This is a genomic window from Bradyrhizobium sp. AUGA SZCCT0158 (assembly GCF_018130065.1).
GTDB lineage: Bacteria > Pseudomonadota > Alphaproteobacteria > Rhizobiales > Xanthobacteraceae > Bradyrhizobium.
Window position 1 is genome coordinate 45,970 of sequence record NZ_JAFCME010000006.1, and the last position, 14,298, is coordinate 60,267.

Annotated in this window: 14 protein-coding genes; 6 read left to right on the forward strand and 8 right to left on the reverse strand. The window is 62.7% G+C overall.

Features of this window, described 5'->3' with window-relative positions:
• Positions 1-97: 97 nt before the first annotated feature.
• Complete coding sequence (gene queC, locus JQ574_RS10480; protein ID WP_212208729.1) at positions 98-808, forward strand: 7-cyano-7-deazaguanine synthase QueC; 711 nt, start codon at positions 98-100, stop codon at positions 806-808.
• A gap of 3 nt (positions 809-811) precedes the next feature.
• On the opposite strand, the gene JQ574_RS10485 is transcribed toward queC, so the two are convergent.
• From JQ574_RS10485 to nthA, 6 genes are all read right to left on the reverse strand, one after another.
• Positions 812-2,104, reverse strand: coding sequence for a TRAP transporter large permease (locus JQ574_RS10485; protein WP_212208728.1), 1,293 nt, complete (start codon positions 2,102-2,104; stop codon positions 812-814).
• Between the two features lie 26 nt (positions 2,105-2,130).
• Positions 2,131-2,673: a TRAP transporter small permease gene (locus JQ574_RS10490; RefSeq protein ID WP_212208726.1), complete on the reverse strand. Its 543-nt coding sequence runs from the start codon at positions 2,671-2,673 to the stop codon at positions 2,131-2,133.
• A 10-nt stretch (positions 2,674-2,683) separates the two neighbouring features.
• Complete coding sequence (locus JQ574_RS10495; protein ID WP_212208724.1) at positions 2,684-3,691, reverse strand: TRAP transporter substrate-binding protein; 1,008 nt, start codon at positions 3,689-3,691, stop codon at positions 2,684-2,686.
• A gap of 231 nt (positions 3,692-3,922) precedes the next feature.
• The gene (locus tag JQ574_RS10500; protein WP_212208723.1) at positions 3,923-4,306 is read right to left on the reverse strand and encodes a nitrile hydratase accessory protein; all 384 of its coding nucleotides are present in this window, start codon (positions 4,304-4,306) and stop codon (positions 3,923-3,925) included.
• On the reverse strand, positions 4,306-4,965 hold the full coding sequence (gene nthB / locus JQ574_RS10505) for a nitrile hydratase subunit beta (protein WP_212208721.1): 660 nt from the start codon (positions 4,963-4,965) through the stop codon (positions 4,306-4,308). Before nthB ends, JQ574_RS10500 begins: the two co-directional genes overlap by 1 nt.
• A complete protein-coding gene (nthA, locus tag JQ574_RS10510) occupies positions 4,965-5,612 on the reverse strand; it encodes a nitrile hydratase subunit alpha (RefSeq protein ID WP_212208719.1) in 648 nt (215 codons plus the stop codon). The genes nthB and nthA overlap by 1 nt, the downstream gene beginning before the upstream one ends.
• Before the next feature lie 62 nt (positions 5,613-5,674).
• Between nthA and JQ574_RS10515 the strand changes: the two genes are divergently transcribed.
• The 5 genes from JQ574_RS10515 to JQ574_RS10535 all read left to right on the forward strand — a co-directional run bounded on the left by JQ574_RS10515 (position 5,675) and on the right by JQ574_RS10535 (position 12,371).
• A complete protein-coding gene (locus tag JQ574_RS10515; RefSeq protein ID WP_212208717.1) occupies positions 5,675-6,442 on the forward strand; it encodes a hypothetical protein in 768 nt (255 codons plus the stop codon).
• Between the two features lie 116 nt (positions 6,443-6,558).
• Positions 6,559-7,365: an enoyl-CoA hydratase/isomerase family protein gene (locus tag JQ574_RS10520; protein WP_212208716.1), complete on the forward strand. Its 807-nt coding sequence runs from the start codon at positions 6,559-6,561 to the stop codon at positions 7,363-7,365.
• Between the two features lie 340 nt (positions 7,366-7,705).
• Positions 7,706-8,725, forward strand: coding sequence for a TRAP transporter substrate-binding protein (locus JQ574_RS10525; RefSeq protein ID WP_212208715.1), 1,020 nt, complete (start codon positions 7,706-7,708; stop codon positions 8,723-8,725).
• A gap of 58 nt (positions 8,726-8,783) precedes the next feature.
• Complete coding sequence (locus JQ574_RS10530; RefSeq protein ID WP_212383484.1) at positions 8,784-10,682, forward strand: TRAP transporter large permease subunit; 1,899 nt, start codon at positions 8,784-8,786, stop codon at positions 10,680-10,682.
• Positions 10,683-10,709: 27 nt separating this feature from the next.
• On the forward strand, positions 10,710-12,371 hold the full coding sequence (locus tag JQ574_RS10535; RefSeq protein WP_212208712.1) for an acyl-CoA synthetase: 1,662 nt from the start codon (positions 10,710-10,712) through the stop codon (positions 12,369-12,371).
• Positions 12,372-12,458: 87 nt separating this feature from the next.
• On the opposite strand, the gene JQ574_RS10540 is transcribed toward JQ574_RS10535, so the two are convergent.
• Positions 12,459-13,196 (reverse strand): antibiotic biosynthesis monooxygenase family protein, encoded by a 738-nt coding sequence (locus tag JQ574_RS10540; protein WP_312014653.1) that lies wholly within the window; start codon positions 13,194-13,196, stop codon positions 12,459-12,461.
• Between the two features lie 58 nt (positions 13,197-13,254).
• Positions 13,255-14,253, reverse strand: coding sequence for a L,D-transpeptidase (locus JQ574_RS10545; RefSeq protein ID WP_212208709.1), 999 nt, complete (start codon positions 14,251-14,253; stop codon positions 13,255-13,257).
• Positions 14,254-14,298: the final 45 nt, after the last annotated feature.

Genomic DNA, 14,298 nt, shown 5'->3' on the forward strand with positions numbered 1-14,298 from the left:
TATGCCGCAAGCGGCTGACCGATCCCAGCGGAACGCGCCGAAACCGGGTTGATTTCCACCGATTGGCCTGCGCGCCCGGGGATGGTAATGGGGCTCCATGAGCGATCCGTCCCAATCCGAAACCGCGCTGGTGCTGTTTTCCGGCGGACAGGATTCCACCACCTGCCTGGCCTGGGCCCTGCAGCGCTTCGCGCGGGTCGAAATGCTGGGATTCAGCTACGGCCAGCGTCACGCAATTGAGCTTGGGTGCCGGGATCGTCTGCTATCGGGCATCAAATCATTGCGGCCGGACTGGGCTTCGAGGCTCGGCGAGAGCCATACGCTCGAGATTCCGACGCTGGCGGAGATTTCCGACACCGCGCTGACGCGCGATGTCGCGATCGCGATGGGCGAGGACGGACTGCCCAATACATTCGTTCCCGGCCGCAATCTCGTGTTCCTGACCTTCGCAGCGGCGCTGGCGTACCGGCGCGGCATCCGCCACATCATCGGCGGCATGTGCGAGACGGATTATTCCGGCTACCCGGACTGCCGTGACGAGACCATCAAGGCGCTGCAGTCCGCGCTCAATCTCGGCATGGCCAGACAATTCGAACTGCACACGCCGCTGATGTGGCTGGACAAGGCCTCGACCTGGAAGCTTGCACATGACCTCGGCGGGGCAGGGCTGGTCGACCTGATCCGCGAACATTCCCACACCTGTTATCTCGGCGAGCGGGGCGACCAGCACGATTGGGGCTATGGCTGCGGCAAATGCCCGGCCTGCGCGTTGCGCGCCAAGGGCTGGCGCGAATATGCCGGCACGTAAGCGCTAGTGAAATCCGAACGAGTGCGGCAACCACAGCGAGATCGCCGGGATGTAGGTCACGAGCATCAGCACCGCGAACATCACGTAGTAGAACGGCCAGATCTCGCGCATGATGTCGTCCACTGACACCTTGCCGATCGCGCAACCGACGAACAACGTCGTGCCCACCGGAGGCGTCAACAGGCCGATGCCGAGATTGAGCAGCATGACGATGCCGAAATGCACGGGATCGATGCCGAAGCTCTTGACCACCGGCAGCAGGATCGGCGTGCAGATCAGCAACAGCGGCGCGAGATCGAGCGCGGTGCCCAGCACCAGCAGCATGATGTTGAGCCACATCAGCAGCACGTATTTGTTGGCTGAAATCGCGACGAAGAATTCCGTCATCTTGGCGGGCATCTGCATCACGGCGGCAATGTAGCCGAAGCAGGATGCGGTGGCGACCAGTGTCAGCACCATGGCCACGGTCTGCAGCGTCCGGTAGGCCAGCTGCGGCAGTTCCGACCATTTGTAGTCGCGGTAGATGAACATGGTGACGAAGAACGCCCAGACGCAGGCCACGGCGCCGGCCTCGATCGGCGTAAAGACGCCCGTGAGGATGCCGCCGAGCACGATCACCAGCGTCACGATGCCCCAGAGGGCTTCGACCAGCATTTTGGCGGCCTGCCGGATCGGCACCGGCTCGCCCTTCGGATGCTTGTCGCGATAGGCGTAGAACAAGCACAACAGCATCAGCGAAAAGCCCAACAGCAAGCCGGGCAGGATTCCCGCCAGGAACAGGCTCGTGATCGAGACGACCCCGCCGGTCGCCAGCGAATAGATCACGGCGTTGTGGCTCGGCGGAACGACGATGGCCTGCAGCGAGGCGCTGATGGTGACGTTGGTTGCGAAGACGCGGGGGTAACCCTTCTTGGCCATCTGCGGGATCATGACTGAGCCGATCGCGGACGTATCGGCGACGGAAGATCCGGAGATGCCGCTCATGATCGTGGTGGCAAGAATGTTGACTTGCGACAGCCCGCCGCGCATGCGCGTGAAGCCGACGATGACGGCGGCAAAGTCCACCAACCGCCGTGCCATGCCACCCTCGGCCATGATCGCCCCGGCGAGGACAAAAAACGGAATGGTCAGCATCGATACCTTGCCGACGCCGCTGGCCAGTTGCTGCATGACCGCGGCGACCGGGAGGTCGATCCACAGCGCGCCGACCAGTGCGGACAGCGCCATAGCATAGGCGATCGGCATGCCGATGGCGAAGAACACACACATGCTGAGAAGGAGAACCGCGATATCCATCGGACGTCCGTGCTGGAAGAGAAACGCTATTCGATAGGGACGTGGGGATCGCCGCCGCTTGACGGCGGAGGCCCGATGGTCAGCCGTTCGATCACGAACAGCAGCATCATCGCGCCGCTGATCGGGATCGGCAGGTAAGTGATGCCGACGGAAAGCCAGGGAAACTCATCGACTGAATTCCCCCAGGTCGCCAGCGCGAGCTTCATGCCCCACACCACCATGAAAACCGCCACGGCACCCATCAGCAGCTCACTGATCACGGCGGCCGCCCCGCGCAGGCGAGGGGGCAGGAGATCGGTGCCCACGGTCATGTTCATGTGGATGCGCTGGCGATAGCAATTCGCGGCGCCGATGAAGGTGATGCCGACCGTCAGCAAGACGGCCAGCGGCTCGGGCCAGGACGAGGCGCTGTTCAGGACATAGCGGGTGTAAACCGCCCAGGGAATGATCGCGGAGACCAGGACCAGCGCCACGCACGCAATCGCGGCGGCGGTCCAGTAGACCGCATTCATGGCGCTGCGGAACAGCCCGGCTCCGGGATCGCCGGCCACGCCGGACTGCGTAGTCATTCGCCAAGCCCTACTTCACGGCGTCGATGCGCTTGACCATCTCGGCGTATTTGGCGCCGTACTTGTCCCACACCGGCTTGACCGCATCGCGCCAGGGCTTCTTGTCGACGTCCATGATCATCTCGGTGCCGGCGGCCTTCATTTTGTCGATCGCGACTTTCTCCGCCTCGTGCCACAGCACCCGCTGTTCGGCCTGGCATTCCTTCGACAGCTTCTTGATCAGCGCCTGATCCGCAGGCGTCAGCTTCTGCCACGAGATCTTCGAGAAGACGAGCAGTTCGGGGATGATCAGGTGCTCGGTCATGGTGAAGTATTTTGCCACCTGATTGTGGTTCTGGGCGATGAAGGAGGGCGGGTTGTTCTCCGCGCCGTCGATCACGCCGGTCTGCATCGAACTGAAGACCTGGTCGAAGCCCAGGGCGACACCGTTGCCGCCAAGCGCGTTCATCGTATCGACGAACAGCGGGTTGCCCATCATGCGGACCTTGAGGCCCTTCAAATCCGCCATCGTCTTGATCGGCCGTTTGCTGTTGTAGATGTTGCGCGAGCCCGCATTCATCCAGCACAGTGCGATCAGATTGGTCTTCTCGTTCGCCGAAATCTTCGCCAGCAGCTCGTCGCCGATCTCACCATCGATCACCGCTTCCATGTGCTTGGAATCGCGGAACACGAACGGCATGTTGAAGACATTGACGTCGTCCACGACCGGGCCGACGGCGCCGACGGAAATCCGCGCCATCTGCAGCGCGCCGAGCTGGGCCTGCTCGATCATCTCCTTTTCGCCGCCAAGCTGCATCGACGGGAACATCTGAATGGTAAGGCGGCCGTCGGTGGCTTTTTCCAGCTTCTTGCCCATGCGCACCACGGCTTCGACCGTCGGGTAGCCGAGCGGATGAACGTCCGATGCTCTGATGACCATCTTGGTCTGGGCAAACGCGCGTCCCGCACTGCCGATGCCGCCCGTGGCAGCCAAAGCAAACGTCGCGGCGCCAGCTCCGAGAAAATCTCTTCGCTTCATGATCGTCCTCCCTCGATGTTTTATTTGTCGTTGCCGGCATCGTTGGCCGACAGCCTTATTTTCCTGATTAGACTATGCAGCCCGGATTGGCGAAGTAAACAGGGACCGATGCCGCGACAGATTAATTATTGGATCGAATGATCCATTGATTGGATGGTTCAGGCACCGTCGGCCGATCGCGGGCGATCGACGCGTTGGAAATGACGGGCCTCAAAGGGCGCAGACGCGAGGCTAACCGAAATCACCCGGCGTCAGCTCGATCGGCGCACCATGCGGGGTGCGGTCGGCAGCGTGATCCCACGCGTCGCGATAGCGGTGCAGGACATCCGACGTCGTGACGCCCTTGGCGGCGACCAGCGTCTCCAGCGTCGCCAGCCAGTGCTGGTAATAGGTCTCGCCCGTATCGGGATCGCCGGCGGCCTGGGCGCGCTTGATCTCTGAGCCCAGCGTCTCCGCCCATTCCTTCCAGGTGAACACCCCGGCCTCGTGCAGTGCGAGCGCCATGGCGAAGGCGCGGGCCTCCCAGGGCTCCCGGAACACCGGGCCATCCTCGTCGCGGGGCACGCCGGGGACGGCAACGGCCGCCCGCATCGCCTGTTGCGGGGTCAAATTCATCACGCGCGCTCCAGATAGGATTCCCAGGCGTCGACTGAAATGCTGAGCGTCGGGTCGGTGTCCTTGCCCCACAATTCCGGTCCGTCGAACCGCACGGTGTAGAGCCATTGCGGGTTCTCGCCGACGCCGAGCGAATTGAGATCGGCAAACACATGGCACCCGTGATTGAGCTCGATCGTGCCGAGATGCCCGCGGACATATTGCGGCAGCCGCGTATGCGTCTGCGGATGGATCTCTTTCATCCGCACCGTTTCGCCGACCGCGAACAGCGCAGGCGACGTTGCCGGGCGTTCGGTCGAGGCGCCACGCCGGATCGTCGGCACGACGTCCTGCGGGGGCAGGGTCTTGACGTCGGGCTTGGGCGGCGAGAGCACCTTGCCGGCCTCGATTTCCTCTGATGTCACCAGTCCGCGTTCGATCATCAACGTTTCCAGACCGGCCAGCCAGATCTGGAAATAGCTCTTGCTGAGGTAATCCTCGGGCGGACGGTTCTCGCGCGCAAAGCGCGACATGTCGATGTTCCAGCCGCCGGGACGCGACATCGCGACCGTCAGCGCGAACGCGCGGCGCTCCCATTCGCCATGAAACACCGGCTCGTTCGGCTCGGGCACGACGGGGCCAAAGCCCTTGGCGCCGCCCATGTCATGCGCGCCGTCCATCAGGCGGTCTCGCCGGGCTGTTTCGGCAGTCCGGTGCCGATCATGCTGTCGCGGGTGACGAGTTCGGCGAGCTGCTCGGCGCTCCAGCCTTCGGTGCCTTTGGGCCGCATCGGCAACACGAGGTAGCGGATTTCAGCGGTGGAATCCCAGACGCGGATCTTTGTCGTTTCGGGCAGGGCGACACCAAAATCCTGCAACACGCCGCGCGGATCGGAGACCGCGCGGGAACGATAGGGCGCGGATTTGTACCACACCGGCGGCAGCCCGAGCACCGGATGCGGATAGCAGGAGCAGAGCGTGCAGACGACCATGTTGTGCTGTTCGGGTGTGTTCTCGACCACCACCATGTGCTCGCCTTGTCGCCCGCTATAGTCGAGCTCGGCGATCGCCGCCGTCGCATCCTTCATCAGCCGCGCGTGATAGGCCGGATCGCTCCAGGCTTTTGCGACGACGCGGATGCCGTTGCGCGGACCGATCTTCTTTTCATACAGGTCGATCAGAAGATCGAGCGACGCCGGATCGACATAGCCCTTTTCGGTCAGGATCGATTCCAGCGCGCGCACGCGCAGCTCGGTCTCCGACAATTCCGAATGGTCGTGATCGTGGTGGTGATGATGGTCGTGGTGATCGTGGTCATGGCCTGTCATGCGGCCAAGATAGTCGCAGAATCCGGGCTATGTCGAGGCGAAGACTCAGCTAGCATCTGGCCATGGGGATTGGGGCGGGGCGCATCGCAACATTGGCGGCAGCGGCCATTTCGGCTTGGCTTTGGCTTCCGGCTGGCGATGCGCGCGCCGCCAACGGCGCCTATGCGGTCGACGCCGCCGACATTGCCGAGTCCGGATCCTGCAAGGTCGAGAGCTGGCTGCAGGCGGCGACCAACACGGATTTCACAGCCGTGGCCAATCCATCCTGCGCGGTCAATATTTTCAGGCCGGTGGAATTAAGCATGCAGACCGTCCGGTCGCGCAGCGACGGCGACTGGAGCACCAGCCTCACGCCCAAGGCCAAGTGGAACTTCATTCCGACCGGCGTGGGAAGGTTCGGCCTGTCGTTTTATGCAGGCGGATCATTCGATGCGTTGACCGGAGATAACCTTACCGCGTTCGCGGTCGTGCCAGTGACGTACAGGCTGTCCGAGACGATGCGGATCAATCTCAACGGCGGCTGGATGTGGGACCGCGTGGCCGACCGGCATTACCTGGTCTATGGCGCCGGCTTTGACTGGAAACTCTCGGACACGTTGCAGTGGACCATCGAAGCGTTCGGCCAGGCCGGCCAGTCGGACGAGCCCAGCGCGATCCGGCCGCGGTTTCAGACCGGCATTCGCTACCGGCCGAACGACATATTCTCGGTCGACCTGATCTTTGGCCACAATATATCGGGCGAAAACGCCAACTGGATCACGCTTGGCACCACGATCCGCTTTCCGGTGCCGGGAGGCAAACCCGACCATCAGCGTACCGGCCATTTGTGAGCTCAGACGCTGCCGGTTGCACCGCCGGGCAGGAGGGGCCGGCATGCAAACAGCGCGCGGGCCGACCGCGCATTTGTGCGCTAAGGTTCTCAAAAATAACGGCAGGGAGACGCCGCTTGACCGGGTTTGTCACCATTGAAAAAGGCCTTGGGCCTGACGGCCGCATCGCGGTCGTACGTTTCGACCGCGGCGATGGCATCAACGCGATGTCGCCGGAGGCGATGCGCCAGCTTACCGATGCCGCCCGCAGTTTTGAGGATGACGGCGCGACCTCGGTCGTGGTGCTGACAGGCGCCGCCAAGGCGTTCACGGCCGGCTTCGATCTCAAGGACCCCGAGGGTCGGGCGCGGAAAACCATGGACCTCGGCACCCTGCGCCGCCATCTGAAGCTCGGTCCGCGCCTGACGCGGGCCTGGCAGGACATGGAACAGATCACGATCGGCGCCATCGAAGGCTTCTGCGTCGGCGGCGGCGTCGCGCTGGCGGTGGCGCTGGATTTCCGCGTCATGGCCCGCGACGCCCACATGCGCGTGCCCGAGATCGGGCTCGGCATGAACATGAGCTGGCAGAGCGTGCCGCGCATGCTGCACCTGATGGGACCGGCCCGGACCAAGCAGGCCGTGGTCCTGGCCGACCACCGCATCACCGCAGCCGAGGCCTATGAATGGCGGCTGGTCGAGGAGGTCGCCGAACCCGGCCAGGCGTTCGACGCCGCCATGGCGCTCGCGGCCAAGGTCGCCGCCCAGCCGCCGCTGTCGGTCGCCATGACCAAGCTGACCGTCAACCGGCTCACCCACGCGCTCGACGATCTCACCAGCCACATGGACGTCGACCAGTTCGCGCTGGCGAGCCTGAGCGAAGATCACAAGGAAGGTGTCGCGGCGTTCCTGGAGCGGCGGAAGCCGACGTTCAAAGGACGATAGGAATGGGCTTCGAGCGGCATAGCCGTGCCGCCTCGTGCCTGATGCGCAATATCCTAGATTCGCATAAGGTATATTATGGAATATTTATATCTACAATTAGATCAGATATTTAGCGCGAATTCCTTCTAAGCCAGATCAGATTGGCCCGGCTTTTCGATCTAGAGCGCAGCCTCAGACAGCCGGCAAAAGCCAACGCATGACTGCTCGCGGCTGCGTCCCGAAAACCGATATTGCCGCGGCCGGCGGACGCTGCAATAAGCCGCCCCGGCGAGATCGCTCGCAGCATCCGGTCCGCATGGGATCGGGTCTCAAGAACAACAACCCTCAAGGGAGAAACCAGATGAGTTTTTCACGACGCACGCTTCTCAAGGCATCCGCTGCGTCAGCGGTTTTGGGTGGCATCGGCGCCCCGTTCGTGGCGCGCGCCCAGACCGCCGAATTCACCTACAAATACGCCAACAATCTCCCGGACGGCCATCCGTTGAACGCCCGCGCCAAGGAGATGGCGGCGGCGATCAAGGCCGAAACCAATGGCCGGTTCGACCTGCAGATTTTCCCCAACAACCAGCTCGGTTCCGACACAGACATGCTGAGCCAGATCAGGTCCGGCGGCGTCGAGTTTTTCACGCTGTCAGGCCTGATCCTGGCGACGCTGGTGCCGGCGGCGTCCATCAGCGGCATCGGCTTCGCATTCCCGGATTACGACACGGTCTGGAAGGCCATGGATGGCGGGCTGGGCGCCTATGTCCGCGGCGAGATCACCAAGGCCAACCTCGTGGTCATGGACAAGATCTGGGACAACGGGTTCCGCCAGACCACGTCGTCGAGCAAGCCGATCAACGGGCCTGAGGACCTCAAGGGCTTCAAGATCCGGGTGCCGGTTTCGCCGCTCTGGACCTCGATGTTTAGGGCGTTCGATGCGGCGCCCGCCTCGATCAATTTCAGCGAGGTCTATTCCGCGCTGCAGACCAAGATCGTCGAGGGCCAGGAAAACCCGCTGGCGATCATCTCGACCGCCAAGCTCTACGAGGTGCAAAAGTTCTGTTCGCTGACCAACCACATGTGGGACGGCTTCTGGTTCTTGGCCAACCGCCGCGCGTGGGAAAAACTCCCGGAGGATGTCCGGACCATCGTCGCCAAAAACATCAACGCCGCGGGCGTCAAGGAACGCGAAGACGTCGCCAAGCTCAATGCCGGACTGCAGCAGGAATTGGCCGGCAAAGGCCTTGCGTTCAACCAGCCCAATGTCACGCCGTTCCGCGACAAACTTCGCTCGGCCGGCTTCTATGCGGAATGGAAGGGCAAATACGGTGAACAGGCCTGGGAGCTGCTGGAAAAGTCCGTCGGCAAGCTGTCGTAGCCGGATAGGGGTCACCCCTATCCTGTCTTTGGTTCATGCTGTGGTGCAGGGCGCTGCGATGGCTCATGCCGAACTGACCGAGACCGTGACCGGCGAGGTGGCTGAGCCCCCTCGCCGCCGCTCCCTGCTCGCGTCCATAGAAAACTTCCTTGGGATGCTGGTTGAGATCCCGGCGGCGCTTTTGGTGGTCGCCGAGATCGTGATCCTGTTCGCCGGCGTGGTGGCGCGTTACGGCATGCACCGGCCGTTGATCTGGTCGGACGAACTGGCCTCGATGCTGTTCCTGTGGCTGGCGATGCTGGGGGCCGCCGTGGCGTTCAGGCGTGCCGAGCACATGCGGATGACGGCCGTGGTCGCGAGCGCCAAGCCTGCGCTGCGCGCCTATCTCGATCTGGTCGCAACCTGTGCCGCGCTGGCGTTCCTTCTAATGATCGCCTGGCCGGCCTTTGAGTACGCCTATGAGGAAAGCTACATCACCACGCCGGCGCTGCAGGTCACCAATATCTGGCGGGCGGCGGCGCTGCCGGTCGGCATCGCGCTGATGGCGCTGTTTGCGTTCCTGCGCCTGATACGTGCGGGCAACGCCCGTACCGTTTTCGCGGCCATCCTGTCGGTTGCCTTGGTCATTGCGGCCTTCTGGTTGCTGAAGGGCTCGCTGAAGCCGCTCGGCAACCTCAACCTGGTCATCTTCTTCGTTGGCGTGGCCGGCTTCTGCGTGTTCGCGGGCGTTCCCATTGCGTTCGGATTCGGGCTGGCGACGTACGGCTATCTGGCGCTGACCACCAATACGCCCCTGATGGTGCTGGTCGGCCGCATGGACGAGGGCATGAGCCATCTCATCCTGCTGTCGGTGCCGCTGTTCGTGTTTCTGGGGTTGCTGATCGAGATGACCGGCATGGCGCGCGCCATGGTGGCGTTCCTGGCCAGCCTGCTGGGCCATGTCCGGGGCGGGCTGCATTACGTGCTGGTCGGCGCGATGTACCTGGTCTCAGGTATCTCCGGCTCCAAGGCCGCCGACATGGCCGCCGTGGCGCCTGTGCTGTTTCCGGAGATGAAGGCGCGCGGCGCCAAGCCGGGCGATCTGGTCGCCCTGCTCTCGGCCACCGGTGCCCAGACCGAAACCATTCCGCCAAGCCTCGTGCTGATCACGATCGGCTCGGTCACCGGCGTATCGATTGCGGCGCTGTTCACCGGCGGTCTGCTGCCGGGCGTGGTGTTGGCGATCACGCTGTCGGCGCTGGTGTGGTGGCGTTACCGCGACGAGGATTTGACACATGTTGCGAGAGCCACCAGCGGCGAGATCGTCCGTGCGTTCATCATCGCCCTGCCCGCCGTGGCGCTGCCCTTCGTGATCCGCTACGCCGTGGTCGAGGGCATCGCGACCGCAACCGAGGTGTCCACGATCGGGATCGTCTACGCCTTCGTGGTCGGCTACCTGATCTACGGGCAGTTGATCTACCGCAATTTCGACTGGCGGCGGATCATGCCGATGCTGGTCGAGACGGCGTGCCTGTCGGGCGCCATCCTGCTGATCATCGGCTGCGCCACCGGGATGGCGTGGGGCCTGACCCAGTCCGGCTTCTCGCGGACGCTGGCGGCGGCCATGACCGGCCTGCCCGGCGGTTCGGCGACCTTCATCGCGGTGTCGATCGTGGCCTTCGTGATCCTCGGCAGCGTGCTCGAGGGCATTCCGGCCATCGTGCTGTTCGGGCCGCTGTTGTTTCCGATCGCCCGCGCGGTGGGCGTGCACGAGGTCCATTATGCCATGATCGTTATCCTGGCGATGGGTATCGGGCTATTCGCGCCGCCGTTCGGAGTGGGCTATTATGCCGCCTGCGCCATCGGACGCGTCGATCCGGCCGAAGGGATCAAGCCGATTTGGGGTTATCTGCTGGCGCTGATGGTCGGACTTATTATTGTGGCGATCTTCCCGTGGATTTCGATCGGGTTCTTGTAGGTACATTTTAGCGATGGGACAGAGCCGATGAGCGCAGCCCAAACTCCAGACCAAGGTCAATACAGCATCGGATTGGACAAGACGCCGGCGAATTACGTGCCGCTGACGCCGCTGAGCTTCCTCGCACGCAGCGCGGCTGTTTACCCCGACGCCGTCAGCACCGTCTACGAAGGCCGCGTCTTCACCTGGTCGCAGACCTATGAGCGCTGCCGTCGCTTTGCCTCCTATCTCGCCGGCCGCGGCATCGGCAACGGCGATACGGTCGCGGCGATGCTGCCGAATATTCCCGCAATGAACGAACTGCATTTTGCGGTGCCGATGGCGGGCGCGGTGCTGAATGCGCTCAACATCCGGCTCGACGCGCCCTCGATTGCGTTTCAGCTCGATCATGGCGGCGCCAAGATCATCCTGGTCGATCCGGAATTTTCCGGCGTGATCACGGAAGCGCTGGCGCTGATGAAGGGACTCAAACCTTATGTCATCGACGTCGACGATGCGGCATTTGCCGGCGGCACGCGGATCGGCGAACTTGAGTATGAGGCGGCGGTAGCGCAGGGCGATCCCGGTTTCGTTGCCCTCCTGCCCGGCGATGAATGGGACGCGATCGCGCTGAGCTATACGTCGGGCACCACGGGTAACCCGAAGGGCGTCGTGACCCATCATCGCGGCGCTTATCTCAATGCCGTCAGCAACATCCTGGCGGGCAATCTCGGCCAGCATCCGGTCTATCTCTGGACGCTGCCGATGTTTCACTGCAACGGCTGGTGCTTTCCGTGGACGGTCGCGGCCTCCGCCGGCGTCAATGTCTGCCTGCGCAAGGTGGACCCGTCGAAGATCTTTGAACTGATCCCCAAACACGGCGTCACCCACATGTGCGGCGCGCCAATCGTCTACAACACGCTGATCAATGCGCCCGGCGCCCCCAAGGGCGCCAAGGCGCGGCCCGTGGCCGGATTGATCGCCGGCGCCGCGCCTCCCGTTGCCGTGCTCGAAGGCGCCGAGAGCATCGGCATCAAGCTGACGCATGTCTACGGCCTGACCGAGGTCTATGGCCCGGCGTCGGTCTGCGCCGAGCAGCCGGGCTGGGATGAATTGCCGGCCGATCAACGCGCCCAGCTCAAGCGCCGGCAGGGCGTGCCCTACCCGCTGCAGGAAGGCGTCACCGTGCTCGACCCCGAAACCATGCGCGAAGTGCCGCGCGACGGTGAGACCATTGGCGAGGTGATGTTCCGCGGCAATATCGTGATGAAGGGGTATCTGAAGAACGAGAAGGCGACGCAGGAGGCGTTTGCCGGCGGCTGGTTTCACACCGGCGATCTCGGCGTGCTCGATGAGAGCGGCTACGTCATCATCAAGGACCGCTCCAAGGACATCATCATTTCCGGCGGCGAGAACATCTCCTCGGTCGAAGTCGAGGACATCCTCTACAAGCATCCGGCCGTGCTGTTCGCAGCTGTCGTGGCGAAGCCAGATCCGAAATGGGGCGAAGTGCCCTGCGCCTTCGTTGAGCTGAAAGAAGGCGCGAAAGCAACCGAAGCCGACATCATCGCGTTCTGCCGCGGCCACATGTCCGGCTTCAAGACCCCGAAGGCCGTGGTGTTCGGCGTTATTCCGAAGACGTCGACGGGGAAAATTCAAAAGTTCCTGCTGCGCAATCAGGTGGATTCGGCAAAGGCGATTTCGGCGTGAATTCGTAGACCGTAGGCGTCGTGCCCACCATCGTTCGTCGAATTCCTCGAGAATGGTGGGCACGCTTCGCTTTGCCCACCCTACGAACTACACCTGCTCTCTCCTGACCGGCGGATAATACTGCGGCGCCTCGGCCCGCTCGTACATGCCGTAGTCGCGCATGACCTCGAAGACGCGGAAATATTCCGTCGTGGGATCGGCAAATAGCCGCGCACCGAATGCGGCACCGCCCGCTTCGTCCGGCACGTCGATCAGGTGGGCATACTGTCCTTCGCGATAGACGCTCGTGAACGCGTCGCGGCGCCAATCGGTTGAGACTGAAAGTTCGGCGCTTCGCGATTCCGCCGCCAGCACATAGGTCGGCGGACGGCGGGAAGGGTCGTTGTAGGGCGTCCGCTTCTTCGGCTGCCAGACAGGTTGTCCCGGCCGCTCTTCGTGAACGAGCTGAGCGACGCGAATGCGGTAGTCCGAAAAGACTTTCTCGCGGCCGGCCGTCTGGACCTCGTGATGGTGGCCATGGGCCCGCCAGGCCGTCAGGGCGCCCTCGTCCTGCCATATCTGGTAGGACAGCAGCAGGTTTTCCTGTGTCAAACTCCTGAAGCGGTCAATGAAAAGACAGCCGCCCATGGCCTCAAGCTCGGGCTTCAGTGAAGCGGCGAGATTGAGATACTGGTCCCGGCGCCCGGGCCTCGTCTGAACTTCGAAGAACAGGCCGATCATTACACTACCCCTGCTTTTTCCCCAACGTAGTCCGTTTGCTCCACCCGCTCCAGCATCAACCGTCATGGGCCCGATCACGCCAGCCTGCAGAGTCTGACGCAGCACTTCATAATCCTGTTGGTGATGACAGGAAGTGGTTCGGCTTGAACCGCGCTCGGACGATCTAGCTCTTTCCGCTCGCCGGCGGCTGCTCGACGAAAACGACCGCTGTTCCCTTCTTGACGCTCTTGCCCAGCAAGCCGGCATCCCAATTGGTCAGCCGAACGCAACCGTTGGATTCAGACTTGCTGACCGTCGAAGGGTTGGACGTGCCGTGGATGCCATACCCCTCCGCTGAAAGCCCTATCCAATAGATTCCCACGGGGTTGTTCGGGCCGGGTTTGATGGTGAAGGCCTCTTTTGATCTGACACCCTTGAATTTGTAGTCGGGATTATAGCGGTAGTTCGGGTTGGCATCGGCGGACACGACTTTGAGCATACCGCTGGGGGTTGGCTTTTCCTTACTCCCGACCGTCGCTGGAAAGAACGCGACAAGCTCGCCGGAGGAGGCAAAGACCTTTACGGTCTGGCGCGATTTATCCACCTCAATCCGTTCAGCCTTCAATTTGGCGTCGTTGCCGGCCACGGCCGTGACCCAAACCGCTTCACCTGCCTTATCGAACTTCTTTCCGGGGTTCAGAGCTTCCAGCAGTCCCTCACTCATGTGAAATTTCTCGGCGAGGCCCTCACGCGGGCTCGTATAGCCAACAGTCTTGAGGTCTCGCATGGCCTCCATCCTGGCGGGAAGCTTTTCCAGGAAGGGTCCTTTGATATCGTCACTGGAAATCTTGTACTCGATAACGACGGCATCCGAGCTTGTCCCGGTAAGCGCATTCCATACCTCCGGCGTCAGTGCCTGAGCCGGCTTCAAACCCTTCGCCTCGGCGAAAGCCCTTAACGCCTTCTGCGCGTTTTCGCCGAGCTTGCCGTCGATTTCTCCCGGAGAAAACCGCGCGCGATCGAGCAGGACCTGCACCTTGACGACGAGCGGATCGACTTTTCTTTCTGCCGGAGGTCTTGCAGATTCAAATTCTGCATTGTTGATCGATGCGGCGTCCAGGCCGGCCGCCGGCAATATCAGCCAGACCCACAGGACCGGTGCGGCCAACAGGCGGCGGATCATCTCGGCTCACTCCTGGAAGCGGAAACTCCGGTGATAATCAGTTCG

Bases quoted from the DNA above. Each gene is read 5' to 3' on its own strand.
- queC (WP_212208729.1), top strand. From the start codon at position 98: ATGAGCGATCCGTCCCAATCCGAAACCGCGCTGGTGCTGTTTTCCGGC.
- JQ574_RS10485 (WP_212208728.1), bottom strand. From the start codon at position 2,104: ATGGATATCGCGGTTCTCCTTCTCAGCATGTGTGTGTTCTTCGCCATC.
- JQ574_RS10490 (WP_212208726.1), bottom strand. From the start codon at position 2,673: ATGACTACGCAGTCCGGCGTGGCCGGCGATCCCGGAGCCGGGCTGTTC.
- JQ574_RS10495 (WP_212208724.1), bottom strand. From the start codon at position 3,691: ATGAAGCGAAGAGATTTTCTCGGAGCTGGCGCCGCGACGTTTGCTTTG.
- JQ574_RS10500 (WP_212208723.1), bottom strand. From the start codon at position 4,306: ATGAATTTGACCCCGCAACAGGCGATGCGGGCGGCCGTTGCCGTCCCC.
- nthB (WP_212208721.1), bottom strand. From the start codon at position 4,965: ATGGACGGCGCGCATGACATGGGCGGCGCCAAGGGCTTTGGCCCCGTC.
- nthA (WP_212208719.1), bottom strand. From the start codon at position 5,612: ATGACAGGCCATGACCACGATCACCACGACCATCATCACCACCACGAT.
- JQ574_RS10515 (WP_212208717.1), top strand. From the start codon at position 5,675: ATGGGGATTGGGGCGGGGCGCATCGCAACATTGGCGGCAGCGGCCATT.
- JQ574_RS10525 (WP_212208715.1), top strand. From the start codon at position 7,706: ATGAGTTTTTCACGACGCACGCTTCTCAAGGCATCCGCTGCGTCAGCG.
- JQ574_RS10530 (WP_212383484.1), top strand. From the start codon at position 8,784: ATGGCTCATGCCGAACTGACCGAGACCGTGACCGGCGAGGTGGCTGAG.
- JQ574_RS10535 (WP_212208712.1), top strand. From the start codon at position 10,710: ATGAGCGCAGCCCAAACTCCAGACCAAGGTCAATACAGCATCGGATTG.
- JQ574_RS10545 (WP_212208709.1), bottom strand. From the start codon at position 14,253: ATGATCCGCCGCCTGTTGGCCGCACCGGTCCTGTGGGTCTGGCTGATA.